Source organism: Mycobacterium sp., assembly GCF_965229105.1.
GTDB lineage: Bacteria > Actinomycetota > Actinomycetes > Mycobacteriales > Mycobacteriaceae > Mycobacterium.
This window is the reverse complement of record NZ_OZ245858.1, coordinates 3,039,782-3,054,577: the sequence shown is the minus strand read 5'-3', so window position 1 is coordinate 3,054,577 and position 14,796 is coordinate 3,039,782. Positions and strand designations below refer to the sequence as shown.

The window sequence follows — 14,796 nt, the reverse complement described above, 5'->3', positions numbered from 1 at the left end:
GCGCGCGAATGTAACAATGCCTCGACCCACCGACGCGTCACTCATTTGAAGTAGGTGAACTTGCGCCAGGCGCAGAGCGTTAGCCCTACCGAGAACCAGCAGACTCAGCGCCCCGAACAGAAGACATTCCGCGCGGATATCGAGGGATTGCGCGCCGTCGCCGTGCTGGCCGTCGTCCTGTTCCACGCGGCGGTCCCCGGTATCAGCGGCGGGTATGTCGGCGTCGACGTGTTCTTCGTCATCTCCGGGTTCTTGATCACCGGATTGCTCTGGCGTGAGGTGAGCAGCACGGGTTCGGTACGGTTGCACAACTTCTGGGGCGCCCGCGCCCGCCGACTGTTGCCGGCATCGGCCACCGTCGGCGTCATCACCATGATCGCGTCGGTAATCCTGTTGCCGCCGTTGCAGGTTCGGCCTGCCATCACCGACGGCATCGGCAGCGCCCTCTACGTCAGCAACTACCAGTTCGTGCTGCGAGGCGTCGACTACTTCAGCAACCACATCGCGCAGTCGCCATTCCTGCACTATTGGTCGCTAGGCGTCGAAGAGCAGTTCTACTTGGTCTGGGCACCGATGTTGCTCGGCACCGTGTGGCTGATCAGGTTGCTGCGGCGTGCACGACGACGACCAACCTCGGACGTCACCGCATCGAAACGCCCGTTCATCGCGTTGCTCACCGTGGTCGCGACAGTCTCGATTCTCCTCTCGTTCCTGGGCAGCTACATCTTGCCTGCCGCGGCGTTCTACTCCCTGCCGACCAGGGCTTGGCAGCTCGCCATCGGCGGGTTGGTGGCGCTGACAGCTGTTGGATGGCAACGCCTTTCGCCGCGGATCGCCGCCATCGGGGGTTGGACCGGGCTCGCACTGATCGTGCTGGCCTGCGTGTGGTTGCGCCCGACCACCGTGTACCCGGGTGCCGCGGCACTGCTGCCGACGCTCGGCGCGGCACTCGTCATCGGCGCCGGCTGCTCGACACCGACACAGGGCGGCGGACGCCTGCTCGGGGTACCGCCGATGCGCGCCATCGGCAGGATCTCCTACTCGTGGTACCTGTGGCATTGGCCCGTGTTGGTTCTCGCCCCGTTCGCGCTGGGCCACTCTCTCAACTTGGCCGAACGGATCATTGCGGCTCTGCTGTCCGCGGGGCTCGCGTGGCTGACGCTGCGGTATCTGGAAAATCCGCTGCGCTTCGCCCCGAAGATCCGAAACTCTGGCTGGCGAAGCCTGGGACTCGGCGCTGTCGCCACCATCATCGCGGTCTGTGTCGGCCTCGGGCTTCTGAAGGTGGCGCCCACTCCCGTCGGGCGCGGTGCTGCCGCAGCCCCGTTGAGCATCACCGGCGTTACCGTCCCCAGCGGCTCCCCTGTCGGGGCATACGACGAAGCGGTACAGCAGACGTTCGCCCAGGTGCGCGCCGCCGTTGCGGCGTCGGCCGACCTCAAATCCGTGCCATCCAACCTGGCGCCCCCGCTGTTCGATGCCCTCGCGGAGAAGCAGGCCATGTCGTTCAGTGGCTGTCTGCGCGAGCCTTTCGAACGTGGACAGCCCGAATGCGCGATGGGCGATGTGTCGTCGCCGACGAGGATCGCCCTCGTCGGTGACTCGCACGCCGCAATGTGGGCCCCGGCGTTCCAAAAGGTCGCCACGGCACGGCATTGGCGGTTGGAGTTGCTCGCCAAGGGTGCCTGCCCGTTGCTGGATGTGCCGATCGCCAATCCGCTGAGCCGGATGGCGGAGCTCTTCGCCCACTGCGCGGAATGGCGGGATCAGATCGTCAGCCGGCTGGAAGCCGAGCGGCCCCAGCTGATCGTGCTGAGCCTCTGGCACGGCTACGGAACCACGGAATCCCTCTCGGGCTACCAGGCCTACGACGCCGCGTGGATCGACAGCCTCGCCCGCCTCGTGCAGCGACTGCACAATTCCGGGCTGAAGGTGCTGGTGCTCGGTCCGATCCCGGACCCGCGCTTCCACGTACCGGCTTGCCTGTCCGGGTTTCTGGACGACGTACCAGCGTGCACACCCACCCGGTCAGCCGCAGTCAACGAGTCGGGTATCGCCGCCGAAACCGCCGCAGTCACAGCAGGCGGCGGACAGTACATCGACACCACCGGCTTGTTCTGCACTGCCGAACGCTGCCCGGTCATCGTCGGCAACACCCTCGTCTACCTGGACGACAACCACATGTCTCAGACCTACGCGCGGGCGCTGGCGCCGGTGGCCGAGGCCCTCGCCGATCGCGCCCTGGCGCAGAAGTAGAGGGGCCGGGTCCGGATGGGGAAACCAGGGTTTCGTGCGGACATCGAGGGACTGCGCGCCATCGCGGTGTTGGCCGTGGTCCTGTTCCACGCCGAGGTGCCTGGGGTCGGCGGCGGATTCGTCGGCGTCGACGTGTTCTTCGTCATCTCGGGGTTCTTGATCACCGGACTGCTGTGGCGCGAGGCGAACTCCACCGGCACGGTTCGGCTGCGTGGCTTCTATGGCGCCCGGGCCCGCCGGCTACTGCCGGCCTCGGCACTGGTCGGCATTGTCACCGCGATCGGCGCGGCGGTGCTGCTGCCACCGCTACAAGCCCGCACCGCGTTCGGCGACGGGATCGCCAGCGCGCTGTACGTCAGCAATTACCGGTTTCTTCTGCAGGGAGTCGACTACTCCGCGCCGTACCTCCCGCCGTCGCCCTTCCTGCACTACTGGTCGCTCGGCGTCGAAGAACAGTTTTACCTGGTGTGGCCGGCACTGATCCTCGGCACAGCGTGGCTGATCCGGCGGGTGCGTAAGCGCACCAGGGGCGAGGCGACCGCCTCTCAACGCCCCTATCTGGTGCTCCTCGCGATCGTCGCCGTTGTCTCCCTGGCACTGTCGCTGGTCGCGTCTCACTTTGCACCGTTCGTGGCCTTCTTCTCGTTGCCCACCCGGGGCTGGCAGTTGGCGGTCGGCGGGTTGATCGCACTCACTGCCGGCCAGTGGCGCCGCTTGTCGTCGCGAACCGCCGCGATCATCGGGTGTGCCGGGCTCGGCGTGATCCTGGTGGCCTGCAATCAGTTGAGCGCCAGCACGCTGTATCCAGGTACGGCTGCTTTGTTGCCGACCCTGGGCGCGGCTCTGGTCATCGGTGCCGGTTGCGCTGCGCCTGCGCAGGGATGCGGCCGCTTCCTGGGATTGGCACCGATGCGCGCGATCGGCCGCATCTCCTACTCGTGGTATTTGTGGCACTGGCCGGTACTGATATTCGCGCCGCTGATCTTCGGCCACTCGCTGGGGCTGGCCGCCCGGCTGACCGCGGCCCTGCTGTCGGCCGGGCTCGCCGTTCTGACGCTGCGCTTCGTCGAGAATCCGTTGCGGTTCGCCCCCAAAATTCGCGATTCACCGTGGCACAGTCTCGGGCTGGGTGCGGTGGCCACCGCTGCCGCAGCGTGTGTGGGCGTAGCGCTGCTCGTCGTAGTACCGACCCCGGTGGGACGCGGAGCCCCGGTCGCGCCCCTGACCTTCACCGCACTGCCGCCGCCGCTCGCGCGGGCGGACATAGCGGGCTATGACAAGGCGGTCAAGGAAGCGACTGCCCAAGTGCAGGCTGCGGTCGCAGCATCGGCAGACCTCAAAGAGGTGCCGTCGAACCTGCAGCCGCCATTGGCCGATGCGGCAGCCGAGCTCAACGACATGTACCTCAGCGGCTGCATGCTGAGCGGTTGGCAAGTCGCGCAGCCTGATTGCGCGTCAGGCGACACAACATCGAAGACAACGGTCGCCGTGGTCGGTGACTCGAATGCCGCGATGTGGAATCAGGGTTTCCGCACGATCGCCGAGCAGCGCGGCTGGCGCCTGGAGATGGTGGTCAAGGCGGGCTGCCCATTGCTGGACTTGCCCATCACCAGCCCACAACTGCACCGGGAGTACACCGAGTGCGAGACGTGGCGCAGCCAGGTCGTCGACCGGTTCCGTGCCGAGCACCCCCAACTGATTGTGGTGAACATGTGGCGGCAGTACGGCCCGGGCTCTGGTTACACCGCAGACTTCACGTCATACAGCCCGGCGTGGATCGACAGTCTGACGCGCCTCGTCCGGCAGCTGCGCGAAACCGGCGCCCAGGTGCTGGTGCTCGGACCGATCCCGGACCCGCGATCGGTTCCGCCGATCTGCCTGTCCGGCCACCTTGACGATGCGACGGTGTGCTCGCTGGCGAGGTCGACCACGGTCAACGAATCCGGTATCAGAGCCGAGTCCGCCGCTACTACGGCGGGCGGCGGTCAATACGCCGACCTCACTGACCTGTTCTGCACCTCAGAGCGTTGCCCTGTCATCGTCGGCAACACGTTGGTCTATCTCGACAAGAATCATCTGACGATCGAATACGTGCGGTTGTTGACACCGGTCATCGGAGCGCTGGCGGATCGTGCACTCGCGCTGAGCTAGTCAAAGACAACCCGTTCGCAAAACCACCACTCACGGCCCCCGCCTGAGTGTAAGAATGCCTCGACTCAATTGACGCGTTCGCTAATAAGGCAGGTAGGTGATCTTGGCTCACGCCGACAGCCTCAGGGCTAGCGAAGTACAGCAGAGTCGGCGCCCCGAAAAGTCCCACTTCCGCCCGGACATCGAGGGCTTACGCGCCATTGCCGTGACAGCCGTCGTGTTGTTCCACGCTGCCGTACCTGGCATCGGGGGCGGCTACGTGGGCGTCGACGTGTTCTTCGTCATCTCTGGGTTCCTGATCACCGGACTGTTGTGGCGAGAGGTGAGCAGCACCGGCAGCGTTCGACTACGTACGTTCTACGGGGCCCGCGCCCGTCGGCTGTTGCCCGCATCAGCCGCGGTCGGCGTCGTCACGATGGTCGCGTCGATACTCCTGTTGCCTCCGTTGCGGGTTCCGACTGTCTTGTACGACGGCATCGCCAGCGCGCTCTATGTCGGCAACTACTGGTTCGTCATCGACGACATCAACTACTTCTCGGACCTGTTGACTCCCTCGCCGTTCCTGCACTACTGGTCGTTGGGCGTCGAAGAGCAGTTCTATCTGGTCTGGGCGCCACTGCTCCTCGGCACAGCGTGGGCCATCCGGCGTTTCCGACGGAACAAGGCGCGTGCCGTCTCGTCGTCACCACGCCCCTACCTCGTCGTCCTCACACTGGTCACCGTCGTATCGTTCGCGCTGTCGCTGGTGATCACCTATGTCGTGCCCACCATGGCGTTCTTCTCGCTGCCCACTCGGGCTTGGCAGTTGGCCATCGGCGGGCTCGTTGCGCTGACCGCTCTTCATTGGCAACGCCTCTCCGCCCAGATGGCGGCGATTGTCGGCTGGTCCGGCCTGGGCATGATCGCGCTCGCCAGCGTGTGGTACACCTCCACCACACCTTTTCCCGGCACAGCAGCACTACTGCCCACTCTTGGTGCAGTGCTCGTGATCGGCGCCGGCTGTGCCACACCGTCGCAGGGCTGCGGACAGTTCCTGAGCACCTCGCCGATGCGCGCTATCGGCCGCATCTCCTACTCCTGGTACCTATGGCACTGGCCGGTCCTGGTACTCGCGCCGGCGCTGCTGGGTCACCCGTTGGGATTGGCCGAGCGGATCATCGCGGTCCTGATCTCCGCGGGGTTGGCCTGGCTGACGCTGCGCTACCTGGAGAATCCGCTGCGCTTCGCCCCCAAGATCCGCGACTCGCCCTGGCGCAGTCTCGGCCTCGGCGCCGTGGCCACCGTGATCGCCGTCGTCGTCGGCCTCGGGCTCCTGCAGGTTGTGCCAACCCCCGTCGGGCGCGGCGCACCGGCAACCGCGGTGACCCTCAACGGTCCGGCGGTCGCCAGCGGCTCAGCCATCGCGGCCTACGACGCGGCCGTTGCTCAGACCTTCGCGCAGGTGCAAACCGCGCTCTCGGCTGCGGTCAGCAGCAACGCCGCCGTACCGTCCAACCTGACCCCGCCGCTGAACAACCTGGCGGCTGAACAGGCGGACTTCACCTACCAGGGCTGCCTGCGCACGCCCTACGAAAACGGACAACCCGACTGCTTCATGGGTGACACCGCGTCGACGAATACCATTGCGCTGATCGGTGATTCGCACGCCGCGATGTGGACTCCCGCGTTCCAGCAGATCGCCACCCAACGGCACTGGCGTCTGCAGATGATGGCCAAGGAAGCCTGCGCCCTGATGGACGCCCGGGCTGGCGGCGCCTTCGCCAACCTGGTCGAGGATCTTCAGCACTGCCAGCACTGGCGCGACGAGATCCTGGCGCGCGTCGCGGCCGAACACCCTCGCCTCGTCGTGGTGAGCGTGTGGCGGGGATACGGCATCGACGAAACGATGTCGGGCTTCCGCGCCTACGACAAGGCCTGGCTGGACGGCATGACCCAGTTGGTGCGGCAACTGCGCGATATGGGCACACAGGTGCTGGTGCTCGGGCCGATACCGAGCCCACACGCCAATGTGCCGATCTGCGTGTCCGGCCATCTGGACGATGCCGCGACCTGCTCGCTGTCCCGGTCGGCGGCGGTGGAATCGGCTGGTATCAGCGCCGAGGCCCGCGCCACGACGGCCGGCGGTGGGCAGTACGTCGATCTGTCCGATCTGTTCTGCACCGCGGATCGCTGCCCCGTCATTGTCGGCAACACGCTGATCTATCTCGACGTGAGCCATCTGACCCTTCAATACTCGCGGGTGCTGACGCCTGCGATCGCCGCGCTGACCGACCGCGCGCTCGCCGTCGGTGAGCAAGACAGATCTAGAAAGTAGATGACCTTGGCCCACGCCGACAGCCTCAGCTCTGCTGAAACACAGCAGAGCCGGCACCCAGAACAGAGCAAATTTCGCCCCGATATCGAGGGTTTGCGTGCTGTCGCGGTGCTCGCGGTGGTCCTGTTCCATGCCGATATCCCGGGCGTCAGTGGCGGCTTCGTCGGCGTCGACGTCTTCTTCGTCATCTCGGGCTTCTTGATAACCGGATTGCTATGGCGCGAAGTGCACGGCACCGGAAAAGTACGGCTGGCGCGGTTCTATGGCGCCCGGGCGCGCCGGTTGCTGCCGGCATCCGCCTTCGTCGGCGTTTTCATCATGCTGGGATCGGCTTTCCTACTGCCCCCGCTGCAGGCCAAGGCAATCATCGCGGACGGTATCGCCAGCACGCTGTATGTCAGCAACTATCGATTCATCCTGCAGGGAACCGAGTACCACGCTGTCATCACGCCGCCCTCGCCGTTTCAGCACTACTGGTCATTGGGCGTCGAGGAACAGTTCTACTTGGTGTGGGCTCCCCTGATCCTGGGCACGACCTGGCTGATCCAGCGTGCACGCCGAAGACCGGCGGCGGAGGCGACGATTTCGCGACGCCCCTATCTGGTAGTTCTCGCGGTGGTCTTGGCCGGATCATTCACGCTGTCACTGTTCGTCACGAACTGGGCACCCATCGTCGCGTTCTTCTCACTGCCCACGCGAGCCTGGGAGTTGGCTGCTGGCGGCTTGGTGGCCATGACCGCCGACCAGTGGCATCGCCTGTCACCACGCGGCGCGGCAGTCGTCGGCTGGACCGGGTTGAGCGTGGTGCTGGTGGCCTGCAATCAGTTGGGTGCGACTACCCCCTACCCGGGAACTGCGGCGCTGCTGCCCGTGCTGGGCACCGTTATGGTGATCGGCGCGGGCTGCGCCACACCAACCAAAGGGTGCGCACGCGTCCTAGCATTTCGGCCAATGCAGGCGATCGGCCGGGTGTCCTACTCGTGGTATCTGTGGCACTGGCCAGTGCTGATGGTGGCGCTTTGGTCTGTCGCGCCGTTCACAGGTCATGGCCTTTGGCTGGGCCTTGGTGGTGCATTGTTTTCACTCGGGCTTGCGGCCCTCACACTGCGTTTCGTCGAAAATCCGTTGCGCTTCGCCCCCGGCCTGCGGCAGTCGCCGCAGCGCAGCCTCGCAGTCGGCGCCGTCGCCACTGTGGTGGCCGTGTGTGTCGGCGCCGCGTTGCTACCGACCGACCCGGTCGGACATGGCGCGCCGGCTGCACGTATGGAACTAAGTGCCTCACCGCCTCCCCCGGGTTCGAGTAGCGGCGCATACGACGGCGCAGTGCAGCAGACTTTCGCCCAAGCGCAGGCCGCCGTCGCAGCATCAGCCGACCTCAAGGCGGTGCCATCAAACCTGCAGCCGCCGTTAGCTGACACGTCGAAGAAATCACGTACCGCCTCCAATGGTTGCGTTCTTGGCTACTTCGACGTCAAGCAGCCTGAGTGCGCGACCGGTGATACCGCGTCGAAGACAACGGTTGCCGTGATTGGCGACTCGAATGCCGCAATGTGGAGCCCGGCTTTCGATCAGCTCGCCGCGCAGCGGCACTGGCGCCTCGAGACCCTCACTAAGGGTGTTTGTCCTATGCTGGACCTGCCCATCATCAATCCAATTGTGAGCCGGGAATACATCGAGTGCGAGCAGTGGCGCACACAAATCATCGACCGGTTGCAGGCCGAGCATCCGCGGCTGATCGTCCTCAGCATGCTGCGGCGATACGGTGCTCGCTTCGGCTGGGCGGTGGGTTTCACGTCATACGAAACGCCGTGGCTCGACAGCATGACCCGCCTGGTAAAACAGCTGCGCGCGACCGGCGCACAAGTGCTCGTGCTTGGGCCGATTCCAGACCCAGGCTCAGTCGTGCCGAACTGTCTGTCAGTTCATCTTGATAACGCGACCGCATGCTCGCCGCCAAGGTCTGCCGCGGTGAACAGCCCCGGTATCGCCGGTGAGGCCGCAGCGACAATGGCCGGCGGCGGACAGTATGTCGATATCACCGACCTGTTCTGCACCCCACAACGTTGTCCCGTCATCGTCGGAGACACTCTGGTCTACCAAGACGAGAGTCACCTGACGTCCCAGTACGCGCGAGCGCTAGCACCAGCCGTCGGAGCGCTGAGCGACCGCGCACTCGCCCACGGTTAGCTATCAGGAGGCTCACCTTGTCAACGTCAAGATCGGTACTCATCACTGGCGGTGCCGGCTTCATCGGGTCCACGCTCGCGCGCCGTCTCGTCGAAGCCGGCTACGAGGTCGCCGTGATGGACATATTGCACCCGCAGGTGCACGCCGAAGGCGCCACGATCGACCTACCGCCATCGGTGCGTTTGCTCACCGGTGACGTCACGCACGCCCCTGACTGCGATGCTGTGCTGCGCCTGTTCAAGCCTTCGCAGATCGTGCACCTGGCGGCCGAAACTGGCACGGCGCAATCGCTTTCGGAGGCCAGCCGCCACGGTTCGGTCAATGTTGTCGGGACCACTCAACTGCTCGACGCACTGAGTCGCTGCGGGCACGTGCCCGCCCAGCTGGTACTGGCATCGTCACGGGCCGTATACGGCGAGGGCGCCTGGCAATCCGGCGACCACGTCTTCTATCCGCCGCCGCGCAGCCATGCTCAGCTCGTCGCCGGAATCTGGGATCCGCAGGGACCCAACGGCGATCCCGCCCTCCCGCTTGCAAGCAGCACAGAGCGGACCGAGCCTCGGCCCACCAACATTTACGCCGCGACCAAGCTCGCCCAAGAGCACATCCTCGCGGCGTGGACGAGCGCGCACGACACAAAGCTCAGCGTGCTTCGCTTGCAGAATGTTTACGGACCGGGCCAGTCGCTGACGAATTCCTACACCGGCATCGTTGCGCTCTTCGCCCGGCTGTCGCGGGAGAAGCAGGCCCTGGAAGTTTACGAAGACGGCAGAATCATCAGGGATTTCGTCTATATCGACGATGTTGTCGAGGCGCTCTTTATGGCGATCGAGAGTCCTGCCGCGCCGTCGCGTTACGTCGATATCGGGTCGGGCGTCCCGACCACGATCCATGAGCTCGCACAACAACTCGCGACCATCTGCGGTGCACCCGAGCCCGTCATCGTGGCGAAATTCCGCGACGGCGACGTACGGGCCGCGCGGTGCGATATCGAGCCCGCTACGAACGAAATCGGTTGGCGTCCCAAGTGGTCGCTCGAGGAAGGTATGCGGGCCCTACTCGACTGGATCGGCAAGTAGCCGATCCCCTGTCGAACTGACTAGCCGCACATACGAAAGCGATCAACGACCCGAAAATGAGGACTTACGTGGCGCGACAAGTCGATCGGTATATCCCGAACCTCTATTCCCGCGACATCGGTGTCTACGACGTGGAATATCAGGACTTCATTCGCCGGACGTTGGCGGATCTGCGGCAACGCACGATTCCCGGCCACACCTTGCTATGGGAAGCATCTCGGCTGCGGGGAGACGGGCTGGTGCTCGATCTCGGCGTGTGGATCGGCTGGTCGACCCGACTGCTAGCCGATGAGACGGGCCGCCGGGTATTCGGCTTCGACACGTTCGAGGGTCTCGTCGAGGATTGGCAAGTCGACGACAGGCCACTAGTGAAGGCGGGTGCCCTATCGATCTCGGAGCCGTACGCGCAGCGCCTCATCGAGGACACCGGCGTCACACTCGAGGACGGAATTCCCACCGCACTAGGCCGTGACGTCGAGTTCGTCAAGGGAAGCACCTACGATACGTTGGCGCCCTTCCTCGATGCCCACCCAGGGCCGATCCGATTGTTCCACATGGACTTGGACACCTATGAGAGTTGCCTGCACGCACTCGAAACGTGCAAGGGACGCTTCGAGGTGGGATCAGTCCTCGTATTCGACGAATACCTGGTGACAAATGGTGAGCTGAGCGCCTTCTACCAGTTCCAGAAGAAGTACAGTCTCGAATTCCGCTATCGCGCATGGGGTTTAGAGATCATGGAGATGAACACCGCCATGGTCAACAATCGCCTGAAGCGACTTATCCACCGGATCGAGGCGTTCCAGGCGCAGCGACTGATAGGGGACGGCAGTTTCGTGTGGAAGGTCTGGGACAGGCGATTTTGGCGATTCTGGTTAAGTGCCCCGTGGCACGACATCCGCTTCATGCTGGGTGCAGTTGGGCAGCGAAAGTCCGTCAGCATCGAAATCACCAGCCTAGGTCGTCTCAGCGCGTGAACCTCTTACCAAGGTCGCGCGACTTGGCCCGCAGCGCCTCCGCTAACGCTATGGTCAATATTTGTGATCGAGCTTGAAAACGTAGCAAAGACGTTCGACGGAGACATCCTGGCCCTGCAGGATGTCAGCTTTTCCGTTGACACTGGATCGGTCTGCGCATTGCTCGGCCATAACGGCGCGGGAAAGACGACCACGATCAACATCCTCTCCACGTTGATGAAGCCCTCCTACGGCAAAGCGATCGTGGCTGGCTACGACGTCGCCAAGGATCCGACGAAAGTGCGTGCATCCATCTCGATGACCGGGCAGGTCGCGGCCATCGACTGGCAGCTCACGGGGCGGGAAAACCTGGTGATGTTCAGCCGGCTGCACGGTATGCGCCGCAAGGAGGCCAGAGCGCGCGCCGACGAGTTGATCGAGCAGTTTGATCTGACCGCCGCCGCCGACCGGAACGTGGTCACCTACTCCGGCGGTATGCGACGACGCGTGGATATCGCTGCAGCACTGGTAGTTCCGCCGAAGGTACTGTTCCTCGACGAGCCGACAACCGGCTTGGACCCGCGCAGCCGCCGCAGCGTCTGGGACCTGGTGTCCTCATTGAAATCCGGCGGTACGACGGTGCTACTCACCACCCAGTATCTCGAAGAAGCCGACGTACTCAGCGATTCGATCGTGGTAATGAACCAGGGCCGCGTGGTCGCCACCGGGACCGCCGAGGAACTCAAGGGCCGCGTCGGATTCAGCTACTGCACAGTCAGTCCGGTCAATCCCGACGACCTGCCGAAGATCCTCGCCGTGGTCGCCGATCTTGAAGACGCTCAGACCGACGAAGACGCCAACACCGTTTCGGTGTTGGCGCCCAACGGCGTTGCGACACTCAGTGAGGTGTTTCGCCGGGTCGACCAGCTCGACGTCGAGCTGGCCGACATTTCACTGCGTAAGCCGTCCTTGGACGAGGTTTTCCTCCATCTCACGGGGAACGTCACCGCGTGACCGCAGTTGCTGCTCTCACCGAACGGATGGTCCGCAATACGCTGCGCAGCGATTTGCCGTTCGCGGTATTAGCGCCGGTCGGTAACTTCATCATCTTCAACCTCGCGCTGCGCAATGTGATCGACACCGGCGGAATCGGCTATCCCCAGTACCTACTGCCGGTCATCATCGTCCAGGTGACCCTGCTCGGCGCGCTGACAACCGTCGACCGGGCCACCCGAGATCATCAGTCCGAGCTAGGTCTTCGACTTCGCACATTGCCCATATCGTCATTGACACCGCTGACGGCTCGCATGCTGTACTGCCTCCTCCGCGGCGTCGTCGCCCTCGTCGCCACGATCGTCTCCGGGTATGCATTCGGCTTCCGATTGCTCGGTGGCCCTGGTCACCTCGCACTCTTCGTCTTGTTCGTCCTGGCGTTGACCTTGGCGCTATCGCTAGGCGCGGATGCGATCGGGGTCGGAGTATCAAATGCTCAGATCGGAAAGACCGGCGGATCCAGTCAGATCCTCCTCGTTCCCCAGATGATGCTCACCATGCTGTCTACAGGCATGGCTCCTGTCGATTCGTTTCCTGACTGGTTGCACGGTTTCGTTCGCTACCAACCGGTTTCGCAGGTGACCGACACCCTTCGCGGGCTCGCCGCCGGCAATGTCGCGGGCAGCAGCGTGGCGAGTAGCTTCGCCTGGTGTCTGGGCCTGCTGGTGGCGTTCGGGGCGATTGCAGTGCGGATGCAGAGGCGGACCCAGTGACTACCTCCGCGCCGCTGCGCAGCTCGCTACCCTACGAAAGTTGGGTGTTCGCTCGCCAGCATTTCGCCCACTGGCGTCGTAGTCCGTTGGTGCCGATCCAATCTGTCGTTTTCCCAACTGTTTTGCTGATTACGTACTATTTGCTCGTCGGCAGATCCGTGATGCGCATCACCGGCACCGACAGCCTCTACGGTCTGGTGCCGACGTGCGCGATCGCCGGAGCGTTCTCCGGGTCGCTCGCGGTGGGCCTCGGCATCTCATTCGAACGCGACACCGGCCTTCTCAGCCGCTTATGGGCGCTGCCGGTTCACCGTGCCAGCGCCCTGACTGGCCGGCTTATTGCCGAAGCGGTACGGACTTTGGTGAGCACCGCCGTCATCACCGCGGTCGGCATCGGGCTGGGACTGCGGTTCCGTGGCGGCCCTGTCGAGTTGCTGCTGTACCTGCTAGTCCCGGTGATGGTGGTGATCGTGTTCGCGATGGCTGTGATAGCGATCGCGGTGCGAGCGAAAGACGGCACAGTGTTGATCTGGCTTGGGCTGCCCGCGATTACGGCCGTATTCGCCAGCTCCGGTTCTCCACCGGTTGAATCGCTACCGTCCTGGATGTGGCCGCTGCTGCGTTTTCAGCCAATGGAACCGATCGTGGAGTCCATGCGGACACTCGCTCAAGGTGGTCTTCCATGGTGGCCACTGCTCTGGGGTGTTCTCTGGACGATTGCCGGCGCCGCAGTGGTCGGCCCGCTGGCTGTTCGCGGATACCGGGCTGCCGCCGAATCCGGAGGCGTCCGCGGTTGACGTCAGCCGCGGCGGGACAGGGCGAACTTCTCCACTAGGTCGGCAGCGAGGGCAACACTGTCAGCCGGTCTTATCATCCGGGCGGCGAGTTGTTCGGCGCGGTCGGCATATTCGGGAGCGAGGATCGTGCGCAGGTCGGCCACCAGAGTTCTCTCCGTGGTGGCAACAAAGCGTCGACCGGTCCCCACCCCGAGCTTCTTGACCCGAGAGCCCCAGCACGCCTGATCGGGCAACATCCAGGTGATCAACGTGGGGCGCCCGGCGCGCAGACCCGCGTTGGTGGTGCCGGCACCGCCGTGGTGGACAACCGCGCGGCAGGCCGGGAAAACCTCTGCGTAGTTCATCGCGCCGACGATCTTGACATGGTCGTAGGTGGGAACGCCGCTGAAGTCACTCCAACCAGCGCCGATCAAGGCCCGTTCTCCCAGTTGCGCGCACGCCGCGGCGATCATCGCGATCGTGTCGGCCGCGGAGTCGACCGGCATGCTGCCGAAGCTGAAGAAGATCGGCGGCGTCCCGACGGCTATCCATGACGCGATGTCGGCGTCTCCGGCGGCAGGCAATTGCATCGTCAGCGCCCCGACGAAGGGACGTTCGGGAATGTCCTGGTCATTCCAGTGTGACCACTCGTCCGCCAGCCCGGGATAGCACACTTCGTCGTAGGCCTGAATTTCCATCGCTCGGCCTTCGGCGATCCGCTGCGTCCAGTGGCCCGTCGCCTTCGGCAGGCCGAGGGCACGGCGCTGGGCGTCGTCCTGCGCCTTGTGTCCGCGCCAGGTCAGCCAGTCCAGTGCGGTCATCGCCGCGCGACACAACGCTGGCGGGAGGAACGGCATCTCAAAACCGTTGCTCCGCAACGGGAAAATCTGCAACGTGGCAAGCGGGGTGCCGCAATACTCGGCAACGTTGGAAGCGACGTCCTCGTAGTTCATGCCGGTCAGCAGCAGGTCAGTCCCGTCAGCCAAGGACAGAAGGGACTTTTCAACCTGTCCCCGGTGCTCGTCAAGGGGTGTCGAAAACTCCCGCAGTAGCCTGTTCAATTCCTGGAGTTTCCAGGGCTTGCTGAAGAACAATTTCCAGTATTCGTGGTGCTGGTCGTCGGCAACGCGCAGGCTCGGCCCGTAGGCGACGGCCTGCGGGCCAGCGGACTCGGCGAATCCCACCATCTCCGGCGCGACAACGAGATGCACATCATGTCCGCGGCGAACCAGTTCGCGGCCAACAGCGGCGAATGGCTCCACCTCGCCACGAGTTCCCCAGTTCGCCAAGACGAATTTCATTGGGACCGTT

10 protein-coding genes are annotated in these 14,796 nt (G+C 64.3%); 9 read left to right on the top strand and 1 reads right to left on the bottom strand.

Annotated elements, in window-relative coordinates; translation table 11 throughout:
* Positions 1-54: 54 nt before the first annotated feature.
* From ADBZ9O_RS14400 to ADBZ9O_RS14360, 9 genes are all read left to right on the top strand, one after another.
* On the top strand, positions 55-2,256 hold the full coding sequence (locus tag ADBZ9O_RS14400) for an SGNH hydrolase domain-containing protein (protein WP_526532313.1): 2,202 nt from the start codon (positions 55-57) through the stop codon (positions 2,254-2,256).
* Between the two features lie 15 nt (positions 2,257-2,271).
* On the top strand, positions 2,272-4,407 hold the full coding sequence (locus tag ADBZ9O_RS14395; protein ID WP_526532311.1) for an acyltransferase family protein: 2,136 nt from the start codon (positions 2,272-2,274) through the stop codon (positions 4,405-4,407).
* 100 nt (positions 4,408-4,507) lie between these two features.
* Positions 4,508-6,721 carry an SGNH hydrolase domain-containing protein gene (locus ADBZ9O_RS14390; RefSeq protein ID WP_526533156.1) on the top strand — a complete coding sequence of 738 codons (2,214 nt, stop codon included), beginning with the start codon at positions 4,508-4,510 and terminating at the stop codon, positions 6,719-6,721.
* The gene (locus ADBZ9O_RS14385) at positions 6,722-8,908 is read left to right on the top strand and encodes an SGNH hydrolase domain-containing protein (protein WP_526532309.1); all 2,187 of its coding nucleotides are present in this window, start codon (positions 6,722-6,724) and stop codon (positions 8,906-8,908) included.
* Positions 8,909-8,925: 17 nt separating this feature from the next.
* Positions 8,926-9,987 carry an NAD-dependent epimerase/dehydratase family protein gene (locus tag ADBZ9O_RS14380; RefSeq protein WP_526532307.1) on the top strand — a complete coding sequence of 354 codons (1,062 nt, stop codon included), beginning with the start codon at positions 8,926-8,928 and terminating at the stop codon, positions 9,985-9,987.
* Between the two features lie 68 nt (positions 9,988-10,055).
* Positions 10,056-10,964, top strand: coding sequence for a class I SAM-dependent methyltransferase (locus ADBZ9O_RS14375; protein WP_526532305.1), 909 nt, complete (start codon positions 10,056-10,058; stop codon positions 10,962-10,964).
* Positions 10,965-11,027: 63 nt separating this feature from the next.
* A complete protein-coding gene (locus ADBZ9O_RS14370) occupies positions 11,028-11,957 on the top strand; it encodes an efflux ABC transporter ATPase subunit, DrrA-related (RefSeq protein WP_526532303.1) in 930 nt (309 codons plus the stop codon).
* Positions 11,954-12,709 (top strand): ABC transporter permease, encoded by a 756-nt coding sequence (locus tag ADBZ9O_RS14365; RefSeq protein ID WP_526532301.1) that lies wholly within the window; start codon positions 11,954-11,956, stop codon positions 12,707-12,709. Before ADBZ9O_RS14370 ends, ADBZ9O_RS14365 begins: the two co-directional genes overlap by 4 nt.
* Positions 12,646-13,506, top strand: coding sequence for an ABC transporter permease (locus ADBZ9O_RS14360; protein ID WP_526532299.1), 861 nt, complete (start codon positions 12,646-12,648; stop codon positions 13,504-13,506). Before ADBZ9O_RS14365 ends, ADBZ9O_RS14360 begins: the two co-directional genes overlap by 64 nt.
* A gap of 2 nt (positions 13,507-13,508) precedes the next feature.
* Here the strand turns inward: ADBZ9O_RS14360 and ADBZ9O_RS14355 are convergent, their stop codons facing one another.
* On the bottom strand, positions 13,509-14,786 hold the full coding sequence (locus ADBZ9O_RS14355; protein ID WP_526532296.1) for a glycosyltransferase: 1,278 nt from the start codon (positions 14,784-14,786) through the stop codon (positions 13,509-13,511).
* Between the last annotated feature and the right edge of the window lie 10 nt (positions 14,787-14,796).

What these genes read in the sequence shown, in the direction of transcription:
- ADBZ9O_RS14395 (WP_526532311.1), top strand. Translation starts at nt 2,272, where the DNA reads ATGGGGAAACCAGGGTTTCGTGCGGACATCGAGGGACTGCGCGCCATC.
- ADBZ9O_RS14355 (WP_526532296.1), bottom strand. Translation starts at nt 14,786, where the DNA reads ATGAAATTCGTCTTGGCGAACTGGGGAACTCGTGGCGAGGTGGAGCCA.
- ADBZ9O_RS14385 (WP_526532309.1), top strand. Translation starts at nt 6,722, where the DNA reads ATGACCTTGGCCCACGCCGACAGCCTCAGCTCTGCTGAAACACAGCAG.